Consider the following 13,920-nt stretch of genomic DNA (forward strand, 5'->3'; position numbering starts at 1 on the left):
GCAACATCCCCGTTCTTTCTGACAGATACTTGATCAAAAAATCTTCCCCAGCGCTTGACGCCACGCGGGAACCCGAATCCGATGTTGACGCGGCCATTGTGGCCCAAGGCGCCTTGACGGAGGCGGCTTCCGCACCCCGCATCCCCGCCGAGGCCGGCGGCATCCAGATCAACTTCTGCAAGACCCCGACATGCGTCAACTTCGGCGTCGCCGAGGATGCAGATGTCGCCAAGTTCTCCAAGAGTCCCGCGAGCCGCTATCGGCTCGCGGGCGCGGGCAAGCATTACCCGCACCTGGTCTGCAAGGCATGCTCCATTTCGTTTCCGGTCAAGAGCAATCTTGGCATTCTCGAAGAACTCGGGCGAATGCAGGCAGAACATGTCCGCGAGCGCGCCGCCCCTAGCTGCCCCATCACGTCCTGCGCCAATCATGGGCTTGGCGTATCCCTGGGCAAAGCCTACTACTCGGCATTTGGCACCTCCGCGATTGGCTCCCCGCGTTGGAAGTGCAAGGCCTGCGGCAAGACGTTCTCGACGCCCAAGTCCACGACCCACCGCCAACGGGACAGCCACAAGAACAAACTCATCTTCAAGCTGCTGGTCAACAAGGTGCCGTTGCGACGCATTTGCGAAGTGGCTGAGATCGGGCCCAATGCCCTCTATGGGAAGATAGACTTCCTGCATAACCAGTGCCTGAAGTTCCTGGCGGATCGGGAGGCCAAACTGCCCACCTTAGCGGTCCGCCGCCTGTATCTTGGCGTGGATCGGCAGGACTACGTGGTGAATTGGGCACGGCGCGATGATCGCCGCAATACCGTCATCTCGGCGGTGTCGAGCGTGGATAACGAGACGGCATATTGCTTCGGTCTGCATCTCAATTTCGACCCGTCATTGGTGTTAGACGAAATCGAGCAGGACGCCCTAGCGGCCGGGGACTTCCAAGTACCGCCACCATACCGTAAGCACGCACGAGAATGGCTAAGCCACGATTACATCAACTCCGTGCGGAAGCCCACCAAGTCGTCCCCGGCGGCCTCGCTCAAGGACAAGGTCGCTCGGACCTACGCCAAGGCCCTGGATCGGGACGATATTGAGGCGGGGGATGGACCGGTCGACACTGAGAAGCTGCCTGATCAGGGCATGCAGATTCACTCGGAGTACACACTATATGGTCACTTCCTGTATCTCAAGGGGCTGACCGCCAGCGTCGAGAAGCTGTGGTTCTTCCTCGACCAGGATTCGGGCGTGCGGGCCGCCTGCCTGGCCGCCTTCGCCAGCGACATCAAAGTCAAGCGTCGTGTGGACGCGTTCTATGTCAGCATTGCCAAGGAGATGACGGTCGACCAGAAGCGGCGGCTGAAGAACGAGGCCAAGGAGGCGTTGGCCGAGTTCATGGAAGCCAACTCCGCCTTGACGCAAAGCGAGGCCGTACTGGCCATGATCAAGCAGCGGTTGGCCGCGATGACCTCCATCGGCAAATGGAACGACCGCTGGCTGATGCACCCGTTCCCTGATATGAGTGAACCCGAAAAGGCGATCGCGTACCTGACCGACTTGGGCGACTATGACCTAGACCATCAGGCGTGGCTCTACAACAAGGCGAGCCTGCGCGGGGTCGACAACCTCTTCATGCAGATCCGCCGACGCCTGACCCTGCTGGAGCGAGGCATCCACTCGCAAGGCAACGCGGGCCGCGTCTGGAACGGCTATGCTCCGTACAACCCCAAGCAGATCGGCAAGATACTCGGCATCTTCCGCGCCTTCCATAATTACATCCACGTGGGTGCTGACAAAAGCACACCGGCGATGCGACTCGGCCTCGCGCGCGGCCCTATCCAGTATGAAGACATCATCTATTTCCAACCGAAGTGACCCGCGTGAATTGCACTGATCCCTTGGGGTCGCAGTCGTCGCGAGTGGGCACCATAGGTTCGATCGACGCCCGTCTTTCAAATCGGTCGCACGCTTTGTCGGTAGGTCGTCTGGTATTTGTCTCAGTTCGACCCGAAGCGGTCAGTTGCAACTCTCAAAAGCGGACGTTCGCAAGCCGGTGCTACCAGACTCTTGATTCGTAGCTGGTAGGAGGCCGGCCGTGAATCCTTTCGAAGGCAAGCAAGATGTCAGCTTTTGAAAACGGGATGCCCTGGGCCAATAATTCTATGTAAGGAATAAGCCAATCCGCCCCGGTAATCTCGAAGTGCTCCTTCCATTTTTCCTCTAGCGCTTCGGCGGCAGACACCACACATCCGGCGGCGCCATGACCAACGCCCTCGCTGAATGCTATTGGATGCGGGACACTAACTCAAAGCACACAGCGATGTCGTAAGGCCAAGGGAAATTACCTGCGTTAGCTAGCGGCTTGGTTCCGTGCGCGAGATCAAAATAAAGCGCCATAGTCCTCCTTATCTCAGCCTTCGACGAATCTACCGCGCCTCTCCAGCGCAAATCCAACGACCCTTCCTGGCCGGCTAGTGCCTGACGTATCGCCCGAGAGCGGCCACTGATAGCGGCATGCATGCGACGATCTTGCCGAAAAGGCGCGGCCCTGTCGCTAACGGGTATCAGCGATGTAGCCGCGTTTTTCGACGAAACTGCACTCTTGCTGATCAAGCGGCTGAAATTCCGGCAAGGCCTGCGGTGACGCAAAGTGTCAGATTTAATACGGACTGAGCCGAAGTGACGCTTTTATTGAGCTAGGAGTGGAAGCAACACTGTCACTTAAACCATTATAATTCAACTATGTTTTAGCAGATGATGATGGCACAGGCAGTGCCCCCTCGATAATCTTCAAGGCGTGCTCAAGCGCTTTGCGCGGCGGGCATTTTGGGCACTCATCCAAGGTCGTCGCCATGCTCTGCAATGCGATCTCGCGACACTGTGCTTGCATTTGAACGATGTCAACATTGTGGCAATGACTGAGAGAGGCGAGGCGCTCCAGCTCAAGCTGATCCAGCCATTTTTCCGTACCCCTCGGGTCGGTCTTTTGCATCGCTAGCGCGGGCACCTCTTGCGGAAACCATACCTGGGTGGTGAGTACGTCGTACACGGGGGAGAGCCGCGGGCGCATGACATCGTCATAGACCAAACCAAAGTTTTTTAGATGTGCATCGCCGTTGCGTAGTGCGTCGTTCATCATGACCAGTTTCAGCATGGCCACGGCGTTGTTGCATAAATCCGGGTGTCTGGCTGGGCCCTGACGTTTACGCGCAACGGTCTGGGCGGCGCCCCTGTTAACTCTTCGGGTAACTGCGTAGATTCTCGATTTTTGCCCGAGAGATGCGCAAGGACGAACACAAGCGGGGAGAGCCAAAGGGGATCTACCGTGTCAGGAACTGGGCAAAGTACAACGCAGGCTTGATCGCGAGAGGCGACGTCACGATGTGGATCGATGAAAGCGTGATGAATGCAGCGCCCGAGGCGGCGTCGCCCAGGCGTGGCCGGCCACACGTCTACTCGGACGCGGCGATTCAGATGCTGCTCGGAATCAAGCAGGTGTACCGTCTGCCGTTGCGTGCGCTGCAGGGCTTTGCACATAGCCTTCGCAAGCTCGCCTTCGCCGATTTGCAAGTCCCGAACTACACGACTCTGAGTCGGCGCGCCCAGGATCTGAACGTGGTGCTGCCGGTGCAGCGCGCCAGTCAGTCGCTGCATCTGGTGGTCGACAGCACTGGCCTGAAGGTATTCGGCGAGGGCGAGTGGAAGGTGCGCAAGCACGGTTACTCGAAGCGGCGCACCTGGCGCAAGGTGCATCTGGCGATGGACGCCAAGACCGGCCAGGTAAGCGCAGCTTTGATGACACATCAGGACGTTGGCGACGCTGACGTGTTGCCCGAGTTGCTCGATCAAATCCCCACCGATACGCCAATCGACACCATCGGTGGCGATGGCGCATACGACACGAAGCAATGTCACGCGGCGATTGCCGCGCGAGGCGCGCAACCGTCGATTCCGCCGCGTGAGGGAGCGATGCCATGGCCGCAGACCACGTCCGGTGCGGTCTGGCGCAACGAGGCCATTGATGCCATTGCCCGAAGTGGCAGGCGCGAATGGAAGACGTCCAGCGGCTATCACCGGCGTTCGCTGGTCGAGAACTTGATGTACCGGCTCAAGACACTCACGGGTAATCGCTTGTGGGCGCGTGATGTCGGGGCCCAGGCGGCCGAGGTGGCGATCCGCGTCGGCATACTCAACCGCATGGCGGCCCTTGCACGCCCGCAGTCCGTCCGCATCGCCTAAATTCATCAGCACGGGAAACCTTTGTTTTCAGATCTGATTTATGCAACAACGCCCATGGCCACGAGATCTGTCGCCTGGTCGTCTGGATGTACGAAGAAGCGGATCATCTCAAACAGGTGTTCAATCGATCCGTTATATTTCCCACTACGAAACAAGCCCGACAGCGCACATGCATCTTCGAATCCGCGACGTGATCCGTCAGGGGCGATATCAAATCGGCTCATCGTCAGTGACGTGCGATCCGGGCTTAATTCAATCGCAGGAACGTCTAGTCCCGCTGCCGAGCATGCTTTCATGCATGCATACTCAACCAAACTCGCGCCAACATAATGGGGCGAGTCGAATTTAACGATGGAGCCGTGCGCGGCGACAGTCCCGGGGCGAGTCTTTTCCGTCTGGAATGTCGACATCTTGGGCATGACGCCAGACACGCCAAACATCTCCGGAGATGTCTTCAGAATTTCGATCAGCCGCTGTGCCGCACCCTCAGTTCTGGCGGCATCCAGAATTTTTTGTTGAAGTGTGGCGTCTGGGTCCAGCGGGCCGCCGAAGGTAGTGCGGCCGATAGTGTGACGACCGACAAGACGGAGCAGCGACATATCGTTATCAACGTCGATATGCTTGGCGAAGCGGGTTCTAATGGCTTCCAGCACGATGCCTTCGGGCAGGGATATCTGAAAGGGTGGGGGCACCCCGTTGAAACCAAGATACTCTTCCGCTGGTGCGCTCGGCGGCATCAGTAACGAGACTGTCATTTGATCCGGGACATCCGGAAGGTAACGGAAATCAATCAGGCCTGTCTCGATGTCTTCACTGAGCAAGCCGACAGGATAGTCCGAAACGAAAACCTCGAGTTCGCTACTCATTGAGCTACTTTGTGCAAGAGATTCGTCTGGAGCATTGCCTGGCGCTCCCGCTCCGCTCGCATCATTTCCCTGAGCGTTGGGCGACGCCTTACGTTGCTTTCCGGGTAGGAAACTGGGGCGGTAAAGGACGCCGATCCCACGCGCTGCCGGCTGGGTAATTTCGCCTGGAGCATTGCCTGGCGCTCCCGCTCCGCTCGCATCATTTCCCTGAGCATGGGGCGACGTGGTGGCGTGACGATCGCCGGGTCTGGTTGAGGGTTAAGGTTCACGCCGACCGCAGCCGCCATCAGGAGCAGATTCAATGTCGAGACGCTTTGGCCGCTCTCGATTGCAATGACGGTTGCCCGAGACACGCCCACTTTCTGGGCGATGTCGGATTGCTTGCTACCTTGTCGCTCGCGCGCGGAGCGCAAGGCTTCCCCGATTCTGCGGCGCATTGCGTCCGCTTTATCATGTAGCTCTCGTCGATGGTCCATTTGACCCCCTTAACCGGGTTGGATTCAGAAAATCTGATGTCAACAATAATTGACATTATAGTCCATGTCAATTTTTTTTGACTTCCGAAACTGAGTTCGCAATTCGAGGCTGGGGCGGCCTAGTGTTGACACCGCTTGGGGCAGCGCAGCCGGCAATTCGCTCGCCGGAAACCGGTCGTTGAGCCGGGGCGAACGACACCTCGGCTATTCGAATTGGATGGCGAGGTCGACCGACCGCTTCTCGCCTCTGCCATCGGGCCATCGAGCTTCCCCGCAAATCAACGTGGCGCAGAAAGAAGGCCCGCCCGGAAGAGGCGGGCCATAGGTGATCCATATTTCACAAATCAACAACACCCCTGTGTAACGGGTAGCTTATCGGGGGGGCACCGGCTCACTGCAGTTCTCGCCTAGGGTGAAGGTGCTTGATTCCGGCTTCCTGGCCCAAGCAGTTCTTTGAGCGCGGTACGCTAACCCCGAGCATCGCCAAGGCACCAATGCAACGAGCCGACCTAGTTCTCTGGCCGGCTCAGATTTCAACAGATTAATGAAACGGCTCGCCTTTCGGGGCGCCTTTTTTTATTGCTTTCTGCGCCGCTACGCCGAACCAACGGTGAGTGCGGGTTTACCCCCGGCCGGTAGAACTTGGCTTTTTGGTGTACTCATCATACCATTACACCACGCCAGCGTTCGGATGGTTAGCCGTCACTACGCTAGCGGTCGATAGGTCGATTGCGCTGCTGAATTGAATCTTTGGAGAGACACGTGAAAGAGAAGATCGCTTTGTTCGGGGCAGGCGGAAAAATGGGGGTGCGCCTGGCCAAAAATCTGCTGAAGTCTGATTACCGAGTCAGCCACGTAGAGGTCAGTCAAACGGGACAGCAGCGACTTCGCAGCGAACTCGGTATCGAGTGCGTGAGCGTCGACGTAGCCCTCGACGGCGTAGACGTCGTGATTCTGGCCATCCCGGACACGATCATCGGTAAGATCGCCGCTGAAATCGCGCCAAAGCTGAAAGCTGGCACGATGGTCATGACACTGGATGCCGCCGCGCCGTTTGCTGGCCATCTGCCCGAGCGGCCAGACCTTGTCTACTTCGTCGCCCATCCGTGTCATCCGCCGATCTACAACGACGAGACAGAGCCTGAAGCGCGGCGGGACTATTTTGGGGGCGGCGCGGCCAAACAATCCATCACCAGCGCCCTGATGCAGGGTCCGGAGGAAGCGTTTGACCTGGGCGAGGCGGTAGCTAAAGTGATCTACGCACCAATCCTTCGGTCCTATCGCCTCACGGTGGAGCAGATGGCTATTCTTGAGCCGGGCCTGTCAGAGACCGTATGTGCGACGTTGCTCCAGGTCATGCGAGAGGCGATGGACGAAACTGTCCGCCGCGGGGTGCCTGCGGAAGCCGCACGCGATTTCCTGCTCGGGCATATGAATATTCTCGGTGCGGTGATTTTCAACGAAATCCCGGGAGCGTTCTCGGATGCCTGCAATAAGGCGATCGAATTCGGCAAACCGCGTTTGATGCAAAGCGACTGGATCAAGGTATTTGACCGAGCAGAGATCGCGGACAGTATCCGACGCATCACCTAAGCTGCTGAACCTGAATGTCCGGGTTCCAACCCAAGCCGCGAGATGGCACCCGGGCGCGCTTCTAGCAGGGCGGAATGGAGGAGACGCCGTAGGGCTCAAATATGGGCGATTACAGACGAAACTGCTAACACCCTCCAAAGTGACCTGTGCCGGCGGTTTCCGAAGTAATGCGGGCACAAGTCCTGTAGTTGCTTAGGGCAAGTTGTAGAGCGCACCTCGTCCGGCATACGCCGTCGTGTCACCGAGTGCCTCTTCGATCCGCAGCAGTTGGTTGTACTTGGCGATGCGGTCCGAACGCGACAGCGAGCCGGTCTTGACCTGGCCAGCGTTGGTGCCCACGGCGATGTCGGCGATGGTGCTGTCTTCCGTTTCGCCCGAGCGGTGCGAGATCACGGCGGTGTAGCCGGCGCGCTTGGCCATCTCAATGGCCGCGAACGTCTCCGTGAGCGTGCCAATCTGGTTAATCTTGATCAGGATCGAGTTGCCGATGCCGCGCTCGATGCCTTCCTTCAGGATCTTGGTGTTGGTCACGAACAGGTCATCACCCACCAGTTGCACGCGCTTGCCGAGCTTGTCGGTCAGCGTCTTCCAGCCGTCCCAGTCGCCTTCGGCCATGCCGTCCTCGATCGACACGATCGGGAACTTGTCGCACAGGTTGGCCAGGTAGTCGGCGAACTGGGTCGAGGTCAGTTTCTGGCCTTCGCCTTCGAGCTGGTACACGCCTTCGCCCTCGTGGTAGAACTCGCTGGCGGCGCAGTCCAGCGCCAGCAGCACGTCTTCACCGGCGCGGTAGCCGGCCTTCTCGATGGCCTGCACCACGGTGTTCAGGCATTCCTCGTTGGACGAGAAATTCGGCGCGAAGCCGCCCTCGTCGCCCACCGCGGTGGACATGCCCTTGTCGGCAAGGATCTTCTTCAGTGCGTGGAAGATCTCGGCGCCGCAGCGCAGGGCTTCGCGGAAGCTGGTTGCCGACACCGGCATGATCATGAATTCCTGGATGTCCAGGCTGTTGTTGGCGTGCGCCCCGCCGTTGACGATGTTCATCATCGGTACCGGCAGTTGCATCGCGCCCGAACCGCCAAAGTAGCGGTACAGCGGCAGGCCGGCTTCTTCCGCGGCGGCCTTGGCGACAGCCATCGACACGGCCAGCATGGCGTTGGCGCCCAGGCGGCCCTTGTTCTCGGTGCCGTCGAGCTCGATCAGGGTGCGGTCCACGAAGGCCTGCTCGGAAGCGTCCAGCCCCAGGAGCGCTTCAGAGATCTCGGTGTTGATGTGCTCGACGGCCTTCAGCACACCCTTTCCCAAGTAACGCGACTTGTCGCCGTCACGCAGTTCGATGGCTTCGCGCGAGCCGGTCGATGCACCCGAGGGTACCGCCGCTCGGCCCATCACGCCGGATTCCAGCAGCACGTCGCACTCGACAGTGGGGTTGCCGCGCGAGTCCAGAACCTCGCGTCCAATGATGTCTACGATTGCAGTCATTGCTATTTGGTTGGTTAATGCGTTGGAAAATGGCTCGGAGAAACGGTCAACGGGCAAGGGCCGACGAGGGTGATGGAAAGACGAGCCTCAGCAAGTTGGTGGAGCCGGGCGTGCCGAATGGCATGCCAGCGACGATCGCGAACGGGCGTGACTCGGGTGAGAAGCCTTGGGCGAGAGCGACATCGCTAGCTTGGGCGACCATGTCCTCCACATTCTTTGCATCCTCCGCATGCACTGCATGAACGCCCCACACAACTGCGAGACGCCGAGCGGTCTCCATCTTCGGCGTCATGCCAACAATGGGCACATTGGGCCGTTCGTGCGCGACCCTGAGTGCGCTGGCTCCAGAGAGCGTGTATGTCACGCACGCGGAGAGCGGCAGGGTGTCCGCAACTGTGCGGATGGCTGCACCGATCGCGTCGGCAGCGTCAGCGTGGCGCGTTGCAGAGATAGCGCCCATGGTATCCCGCTGCAATTTGTCGCGCTCCGTGTTGCGAATGATTCGTGACATCATCTCAACCGCCTGGATCGGGTATTCGCCGCTAGCAGACTCGGCTGAAAGCATGACCGCGTCGACACCGTCGTATACGGCTGTCGCGACATCTGAGGCTTCTGCCCGGGTTGGCGCTGGCGAGTTGACCATCGAATCAAGCATCTGCGTAGCCACCACAATGGGCTTTCCGGATTCGCGACAGAGCCGCGTGAGTCGCTTCTGAATTGCAGGCACTTCCTCGGGAGGCATTTCGACGCCAAGATCCCCGCGGGCCACCATGATTGCATCGGCCCCAGCCACAATAGCTTCAATCTCCGTAAGCGCTGCGGGCTTCTCGATCTTCGCCATGATGCCCACACGGGTTCCAACGATAGCCCTGAGTTCTTCGATATCCTGTGCCGATTGAACGAAAGACAATGCAACCCAGTCAATGCCCAGTTGCAATCCGAAGCTCAGATCGCGATGGTCTTTCTCGGTTAGTGCGGAGAGTCGGAGCGCACAATCCGGAACGTTGACGCCCTTTCGATCAGAGACTTTACCGCCCGTTTCGACAATCGTTTCCGCGAAATCGGGCCCGCAGGACGTAACACGCAATCGGATGCGCCCATCATCGATCAGCAGTGCGTTACCCTGTGCGAGTGACTCGAAGATTTCTGGATGAGGCAGATGGGCGATCGTCTCGTTCCCGTCGATCGGTGTGAGTTGAAGCCGAAAGGTCTGCCCCGCAATTAGTTGGACCGGACCATTCGTAAAAGTCCCTAAGCGAAGTTTGGGGCCCTGCAGATCCAGAAGCACACCAATCGGGCGTCCCGTAATCGATTCCACTTCCCGGATGCAGCGTAAGCGTGTCGCGTGATCCTCATGGGTACCGTGACTGAAGTTCAGACGGAACGTGTCCGCACCGGCCCGGAATAGCCGCAATATTCCATCGGATCCCGGCGTGGCAGGGCCTAGGGTCGCGACAATTTTGGTATGGCGCTCACGGCGCAAATTCATTTAGTTCTCCAGAGAATGACGTGTGGAGCAGCCAAGCCGGGCTCTGAGCGAGCTACAGCGTTTGGGAAAGAAATTTCCGCGGTGCCAAGGGACGTTTGCGCACACGCGAGCCTGAGTCGTCGGCAATGGATCGCGGGGGTTGTTGTCCCCTCTCGCCTCCGAGCTGAGCTTGACACGCGCCAAACGCCGTCAAACTTGGGGCGACGTGTCGAAGGACGATGAGGGAACGCTCTCCGTGTCATAGCTTTCGCGCCCAAAGCGCCATCTGAGGCTCCTGGTTACGCTAGCGCGTGGAAGGCCTCATTTTTTGCGATTGTTGCAATCCGAAGCAAGCGATGAAAATTCAGCGGTCGATGAATGTCTGTCAACTATGCGTGGACATATCGAGCGCAATCATCGGCTCGACGGCCGTTTTGCGCTCGCTGCGCAGCCATTCAAGAAAACACATGACTTCGGTGCGTGCGGCAACTCTCGCGGGATAGACAACGAAATGTTGGACGACCTCAAGGCCCAGACCCTCGCCGAAGACGCGGCGCAGGCGTCCATTCGCCAGATGCTCGCCACTTAGCGTGGCACTCTCCAACGCGATGCCTAGTCCTTGGACTGCTGCGTCGATGCTCATCATGGAACGATCAAAGCGCATTGTCATTCGCTCCGGGCACCCACCGGGTAGGTATTTAGCAAACCATTCCGGCCATTGCACGAGATTGGAACTGGACTGTATCAATGGTGCCTGCGCTAGATCTGCAGGTGAGGAGATCCGATGCGTTTCCAGAAAGGACTCGCTTGCCAGGGGAATAATGGCTTCTGGAAATACTGGCTCGACTTCCAGGTCGGCCCAATTCGGTAGTCCATAGCGGATATCAAGATCGACCTGTCCAACTTCAAAATCAGAAATCTCCGGCGAGACCGAGAGATTCAAGGAGATCTTCGGGTACCTTCGAGCGAAGCTTGCGATCCGGGGCATCAGCCAAAGACTCGCGAAGCTTGGACTGGAGTGCAGATACAAGGCGTCTTGGACGCCATGACGCAGATCCTCCGTTGCAGCGTTGATCGCGCCAAGCGCGCCAGCCACACGTTGAAGATAACTTTGGCCAGCCGGAGTCAATTCAACGCCCCCCGTTTTGCGCTCAAAAAGTCGCAGGCCAATCAGCTTCTCTAACCGGGCAACCTGATGGCTCACGGCTGAAGGCGTGAGGTGAAGTTCTGCCGCGGCAAGGGCAAAGCTGCGACGCCGCGCAATGGCTTCGAATGCAAGCAGGGATGTGAGCGGCGGAATCATGTCCAGAGAGGGTGGGGACTACGATGTTGTGCGGTGCAGCATGTCATCGTTTAATGACTGGGTGAGATTTTATCGTTTGCCCATCGATGAGTCGCCCAAGACAATTGCGTCCACGCCGTGAAAATTCTTCATCGCCATAAGCCCCCACCTCTGGCCCTGCGCCTTTCCAACGGAGCTGTACCGCCCATGGACGATCCGAAACGCACTCTCAGGCACCTCTTTGAGGCTGCAGTTCTCAGTGCTCAGCCCCACGAGCTGTTGAAAGCTCATGTGCCTGCGCCGCCGAGAGGGCGAACAGTTGTCATCGGAGCCGGCAAGGCCGCCGGCGCAATGGCTCAGGCATTTGATGCGCTGTGGCCGGAGGATGCTCCACTGGAAGGCCTGGTGGTGACGCGCTACGGCCACACGCCGCCAACCCCGATGGATATGCGACGTCGGATTGAGATTGTGGAGGCCTCACATCCAGTGCCGGATGAAGCAGGGCTGACGGCAGCGGCGCGGATCCTCAGAATGGTGAGCGGATTAACCGCCGATGATCTCGTTGTGTTCCTCGCTTCCGGAGGCGGCTCTTCCTTGCTGACACTGCCACCGCGTGATTTGCCGTTCGTCGAGAAGCAGCGCATCAATCATCAGTTGCTGATCTCCGGCGCGAATATTTCAGAGATGAATTGTGTGCGGAAACACCTCTCCCTGATCAAAGGGGGGAGGCTCGCTGCAGCCGCGCAACCGGCACGGATGATCACTTTGGCAATCAGTGACGTGCCGGGCGATGATGTCTCGACGATTGCAAGCGGGCCGACAGTACCTGACGAAAGTACCTGTGGGCAGGCCTTGGAAATCCTGCGTCGGTATGGAGTCAGCATACCAGTTGCCATTGGGGATGCGCTACAGCAAGGGGAACTTGAGACGCCGAAGCCGGGCGCACCGTGCTTCGCGGCCAATGAAGTCCGACTGATAGCGACTCCGCAGATGGCGCTCGAAGCCGCCGCTCGGGTAGCAAGGGAAGCAGGCTTCGATGTACACATTCTCTCTGACGAGATAGAGGGGGAGTCGCGAGACGTTGGCAAGGTGCATGGTGCGATTGCGCGCGCGGTCGCGCGGCGAGCCCAACCTTTCCGAGTTCCGTGCGTCATCCTGTCGGGAGGGGAAACGACCGTTTCCGTTAAACCGTCGCGGCCTGGTCGGGAACGGGGCCGCGGAGGCCGAGCAGGGGAGTTCTGCATGGGGCTGACATTAGCGTTGCAAGGATGGCCGGATATATGGGCGCTTGCTGCGGACACCGATGGTCTAGACGGTGTCGAGGACAACGCTGGGGCATTTGTGACCCCCGACACCCTGCTACGGGCTCAATCCCAGGGTCAGAAAATCGAAGACTATCTCGATCGCAACGATGCGTATGGCTACTTTAGCCCGCTCGGCGACCTGCTTTTCACCGGCCCGACCTATACGAACGTGAATGACTTCAGGGCCATACTGGTGCTATGAGGGTCCCTTCATTGCTTGCCTACCATGCAGAGCGGAAATGACGCAGGCCTCGACTCTTTTGCGAGACTCGGCTGACCGCCGCCAGCTTTTCGCCGGCGTTCTGCTGCTCGTCATCGGGCAATGGATACTCAGCTTGCTCGACGCTACCAGCAAAGCCCTGACTCATGAAGGAATATCTCTCGTCGCGGTTGCCTGGGTACGATACGTCGGCCATGTCGTTGCAATATTTTTACTGCTGGGCCCTTCCGGTTGGAAGCGTTATTGGCGGCCAGCCCGCCCGGATCTGCAATGGATGCGTGGCGCGATGATGCTGGTGTCGACCCTGGTTTTCTTTGGGGTCTTGAAGTTGATGCCGCTAGCCCAAGCGACGGCGTTGAATTTTTGCGCGCCGCTCTTTGTTGTGGCGCTTTCTCCCTGGCTGCTCGGAGAAAGGCCGCAACGCCATGTTCGCCTGGTTCGGTGGGCGGGCGTGACTATCGGCTTCGGCGGGATGCTGGTGGTGGTACGACCAGGAGGGCAGCTCAGCCTGTTTGGTATCGGATTAGGGCTCGTCTCTGCGTTGGCCTTCGCAATGATGAACATGCTGACTAGACGCGTCGCAGCTCATGATCCGCCGATGACCACTCTCATTCAGAGCGGGATCACGGGAGCATGTCTGACGACCCTGATCGTGCCATTCTTCTGGTTCGACGCCTGGCCGACGCCATTGCAATCTGCGTTGTTGCTGTCAACCGGCGTAACCGGCGCGCTCGGTCATTACTTCATCATCCGAGCGTTCAGACACGCTGACGCATCGTTTCTTAGTCCGTTCCATTACCTGCAAATCGTTTCCGCGACGGCGATCGGATACCTTGCATTCTCGCAACTGCCGGATTGGACTACGGCGTTGGGAATTGGCATCATCTGCGCCGGTGGATTGTGCGTAGCGGGAGGGGAAGGGGCACTCAAAACTATCCAGAATCGCCTATCAGACATCCGTCACAGGTGAATGCACGTTCCGCCAACAGTCACG

11 protein-coding genes are annotated in these 13,920 nt (G+C 58.7%); 5 read left to right on the forward strand and 6 right to left on the reverse strand.

The window, feature by feature from the left end:
- The first annotated feature begins 29 nt into the window (after nt 1–29).
- The gene (locus tag CTP10_RS23305; RefSeq protein ID WP_199414766.1) at nt 30–1,871 is read left to right on the forward strand and encodes a hypothetical protein; all 1,842 of its coding nucleotides are present in this window, start codon (nt 30–32) and stop codon (nt 1,869–1,871) included.
- Between the two features lie 865 nt (nt 1,872–2,736).
- Here the strand turns inward: CTP10_RS23305 and CTP10_RS23310 are convergent.
- Nucleotides 2,737–3,150, reverse strand: a complete 414-nt coding sequence (locus CTP10_RS23310) for a HipA domain-containing protein (RefSeq protein WP_116323968.1) — start codon at nt 3,148–3,150, stop codon at nt 2,737–2,739.
- A gap of 125 nt (nt 3,151–3,275) precedes the next feature.
- Between CTP10_RS23310 and CTP10_RS23315 the strand changes: the two genes are divergently transcribed.
- Nucleotides 3,276–4,235 (forward strand): IS5 family transposase, encoded by a 960-nt coding sequence (locus CTP10_RS23315; RefSeq protein ID WP_271815889.1) that lies wholly within the window; start codon nt 3,276–3,278, stop codon nt 4,233–4,235.
- Nucleotides 4,236–4,273: 38 nt separating this feature from the next.
- Here the strand turns inward: CTP10_RS23315 and CTP10_RS23320 are convergent, their stop codons facing one another.
- Entirely contained in the window at nt 4,274–5,101 is an 828-nt protein-coding gene (locus CTP10_RS23320; protein WP_271815890.1) for a type II toxin-antitoxin system HipA family toxin, read from the reverse strand.
- On the reverse strand, nt 5,098–5,577 hold the full coding sequence (locus tag CTP10_RS23325; RefSeq protein ID WP_271815891.1) for a helix-turn-helix transcriptional regulator: 480 nt from the start codon (nt 5,575–5,577) through the stop codon (nt 5,098–5,100). Before CTP10_RS23325 ends, CTP10_RS23320 begins: the two co-directional genes overlap by 4 nt.
- A gap of 762 nt (nt 5,578–6,339) precedes the next feature.
- On the opposite strand from CTP10_RS23325, the gene CTP10_RS23330 reads away from it, so the two are divergent.
- Nucleotides 6,340–7,170 carry a phosphogluconate dehydrogenase C-terminal domain-containing protein gene (locus CTP10_RS23330; RefSeq protein WP_116324073.1) on the forward strand — a complete coding sequence of 277 codons (831 nt, stop codon included), beginning with the start codon at nt 6,340–6,342 and terminating at the stop codon, nt 7,168–7,170.
- 192 nt (nt 7,171–7,362) lie between these two features.
- Here CTP10_RS23330 and eno read toward each other — a convergent pair whose 3' ends face one another.
- From eno to CTP10_RS23345, 3 genes are all read right to left on the reverse strand, one after another.
- Nucleotides 7,363–8,652, reverse strand: a complete 1,290-nt coding sequence (gene eno, locus CTP10_RS23335; RefSeq protein WP_271815892.1) for a phosphopyruvate hydratase — start codon at nt 8,650–8,652, stop codon at nt 7,363–7,365.
- Between the two features lie 46 nt (nt 8,653–8,698).
- Nucleotides 8,699–10,135, reverse strand: coding sequence for a pyruvate kinase (gene pyk, locus CTP10_RS23340; RefSeq protein ID WP_199414655.1), 1,437 nt, complete (start codon nt 10,133–10,135; stop codon nt 8,699–8,701).
- Between the two features lie 370 nt (nt 10,136–10,505).
- Nucleotides 10,506–11,423, reverse strand: coding sequence for a LysR substrate-binding domain-containing protein (locus tag CTP10_RS23345; protein ID WP_116321635.1), 918 nt, complete (start codon nt 11,421–11,423; stop codon nt 10,506–10,508).
- A gap of 186 nt (nt 11,424–11,609) precedes the next feature.
- On the opposite strand from CTP10_RS23345, the gene CTP10_RS23350 reads away from it, so the two are divergent.
- Together CTP10_RS23350 and CTP10_RS23355 are read left to right on the forward strand one after the other, a co-directional pair.
- Entirely contained in the window at nt 11,610–12,908 is a 1,299-nt protein-coding gene (locus CTP10_RS23350) for a glycerate kinase type-2 family protein (RefSeq protein ID WP_116321636.1), read from the forward strand.
- A 37-nt stretch (nt 12,909–12,945) separates the two neighbouring features.
- Nucleotides 12,946–13,896: a DMT family transporter gene (locus CTP10_RS23355; protein ID WP_116321637.1), complete on the forward strand. Its 951-nt coding sequence runs from the start codon at nt 12,946–12,948 to the stop codon at nt 13,894–13,896.
- Nucleotides 13,897–13,920: the final 24 nt, after the last annotated feature.

Origin of the sequence: Cupriavidus sp. P-10, assembly GCF_003402535.2 — a bacterium.
In the GTDB taxonomy this organism is placed as follows: Bacteria; Pseudomonadota; Gammaproteobacteria; order Burkholderiales; family Burkholderiaceae; genus Cupriavidus.

Coding starts and splice junctions, on each gene's coding strand:
- CTP10_RS23310 (WP_116323968.1), bottom strand. CDS start 3,150: ATGCTGAAACTGGTCATGATGAACGACGCACTACGCAACGGCGATGCA.
- CTP10_RS23315 (WP_271815889.1), top strand. CDS start 3,276: ATGCGCAAGGACGAACACAAGCGGGGAGAGCCAAAGGGGATCTACCGT.
- CTP10_RS23320 (WP_271815890.1), bottom strand. CDS start 5,101: ATGAGTAGCGAACTCGAGGTTTTCGTTTCGGACTATCCTGTCGGCTTG.
- CTP10_RS23325 (WP_271815891.1), bottom strand. CDS start 5,577: ATGGACCATCGACGAGAGCTACATGATAAAGCGGACGCAATGCGCCGC.
- eno (WP_271815892.1), bottom strand. CDS start 8,652: ATGACTGCAATCGTAGACATCATTGGACGCGAGGTTCTGGACTCGCGC.
- CTP10_RS23345 (WP_116321635.1), bottom strand. CDS start 11,423: ATGATTCCGCCGCTCACATCCCTGCTTGCATTCGAAGCCATTGCGCGG.
- CTP10_RS23350 (WP_116321636.1), top strand. CDS start 11,610: ATGGACGATCCGAAACGCACTCTCAGGCACCTCTTTGAGGCTGCAGTT.
- CTP10_RS23355 (WP_116321637.1), top strand. CDS start 12,946: ATGACGCAGGCCTCGACTCTTTTGCGAGACTCGGCTGACCGCCGCCAG.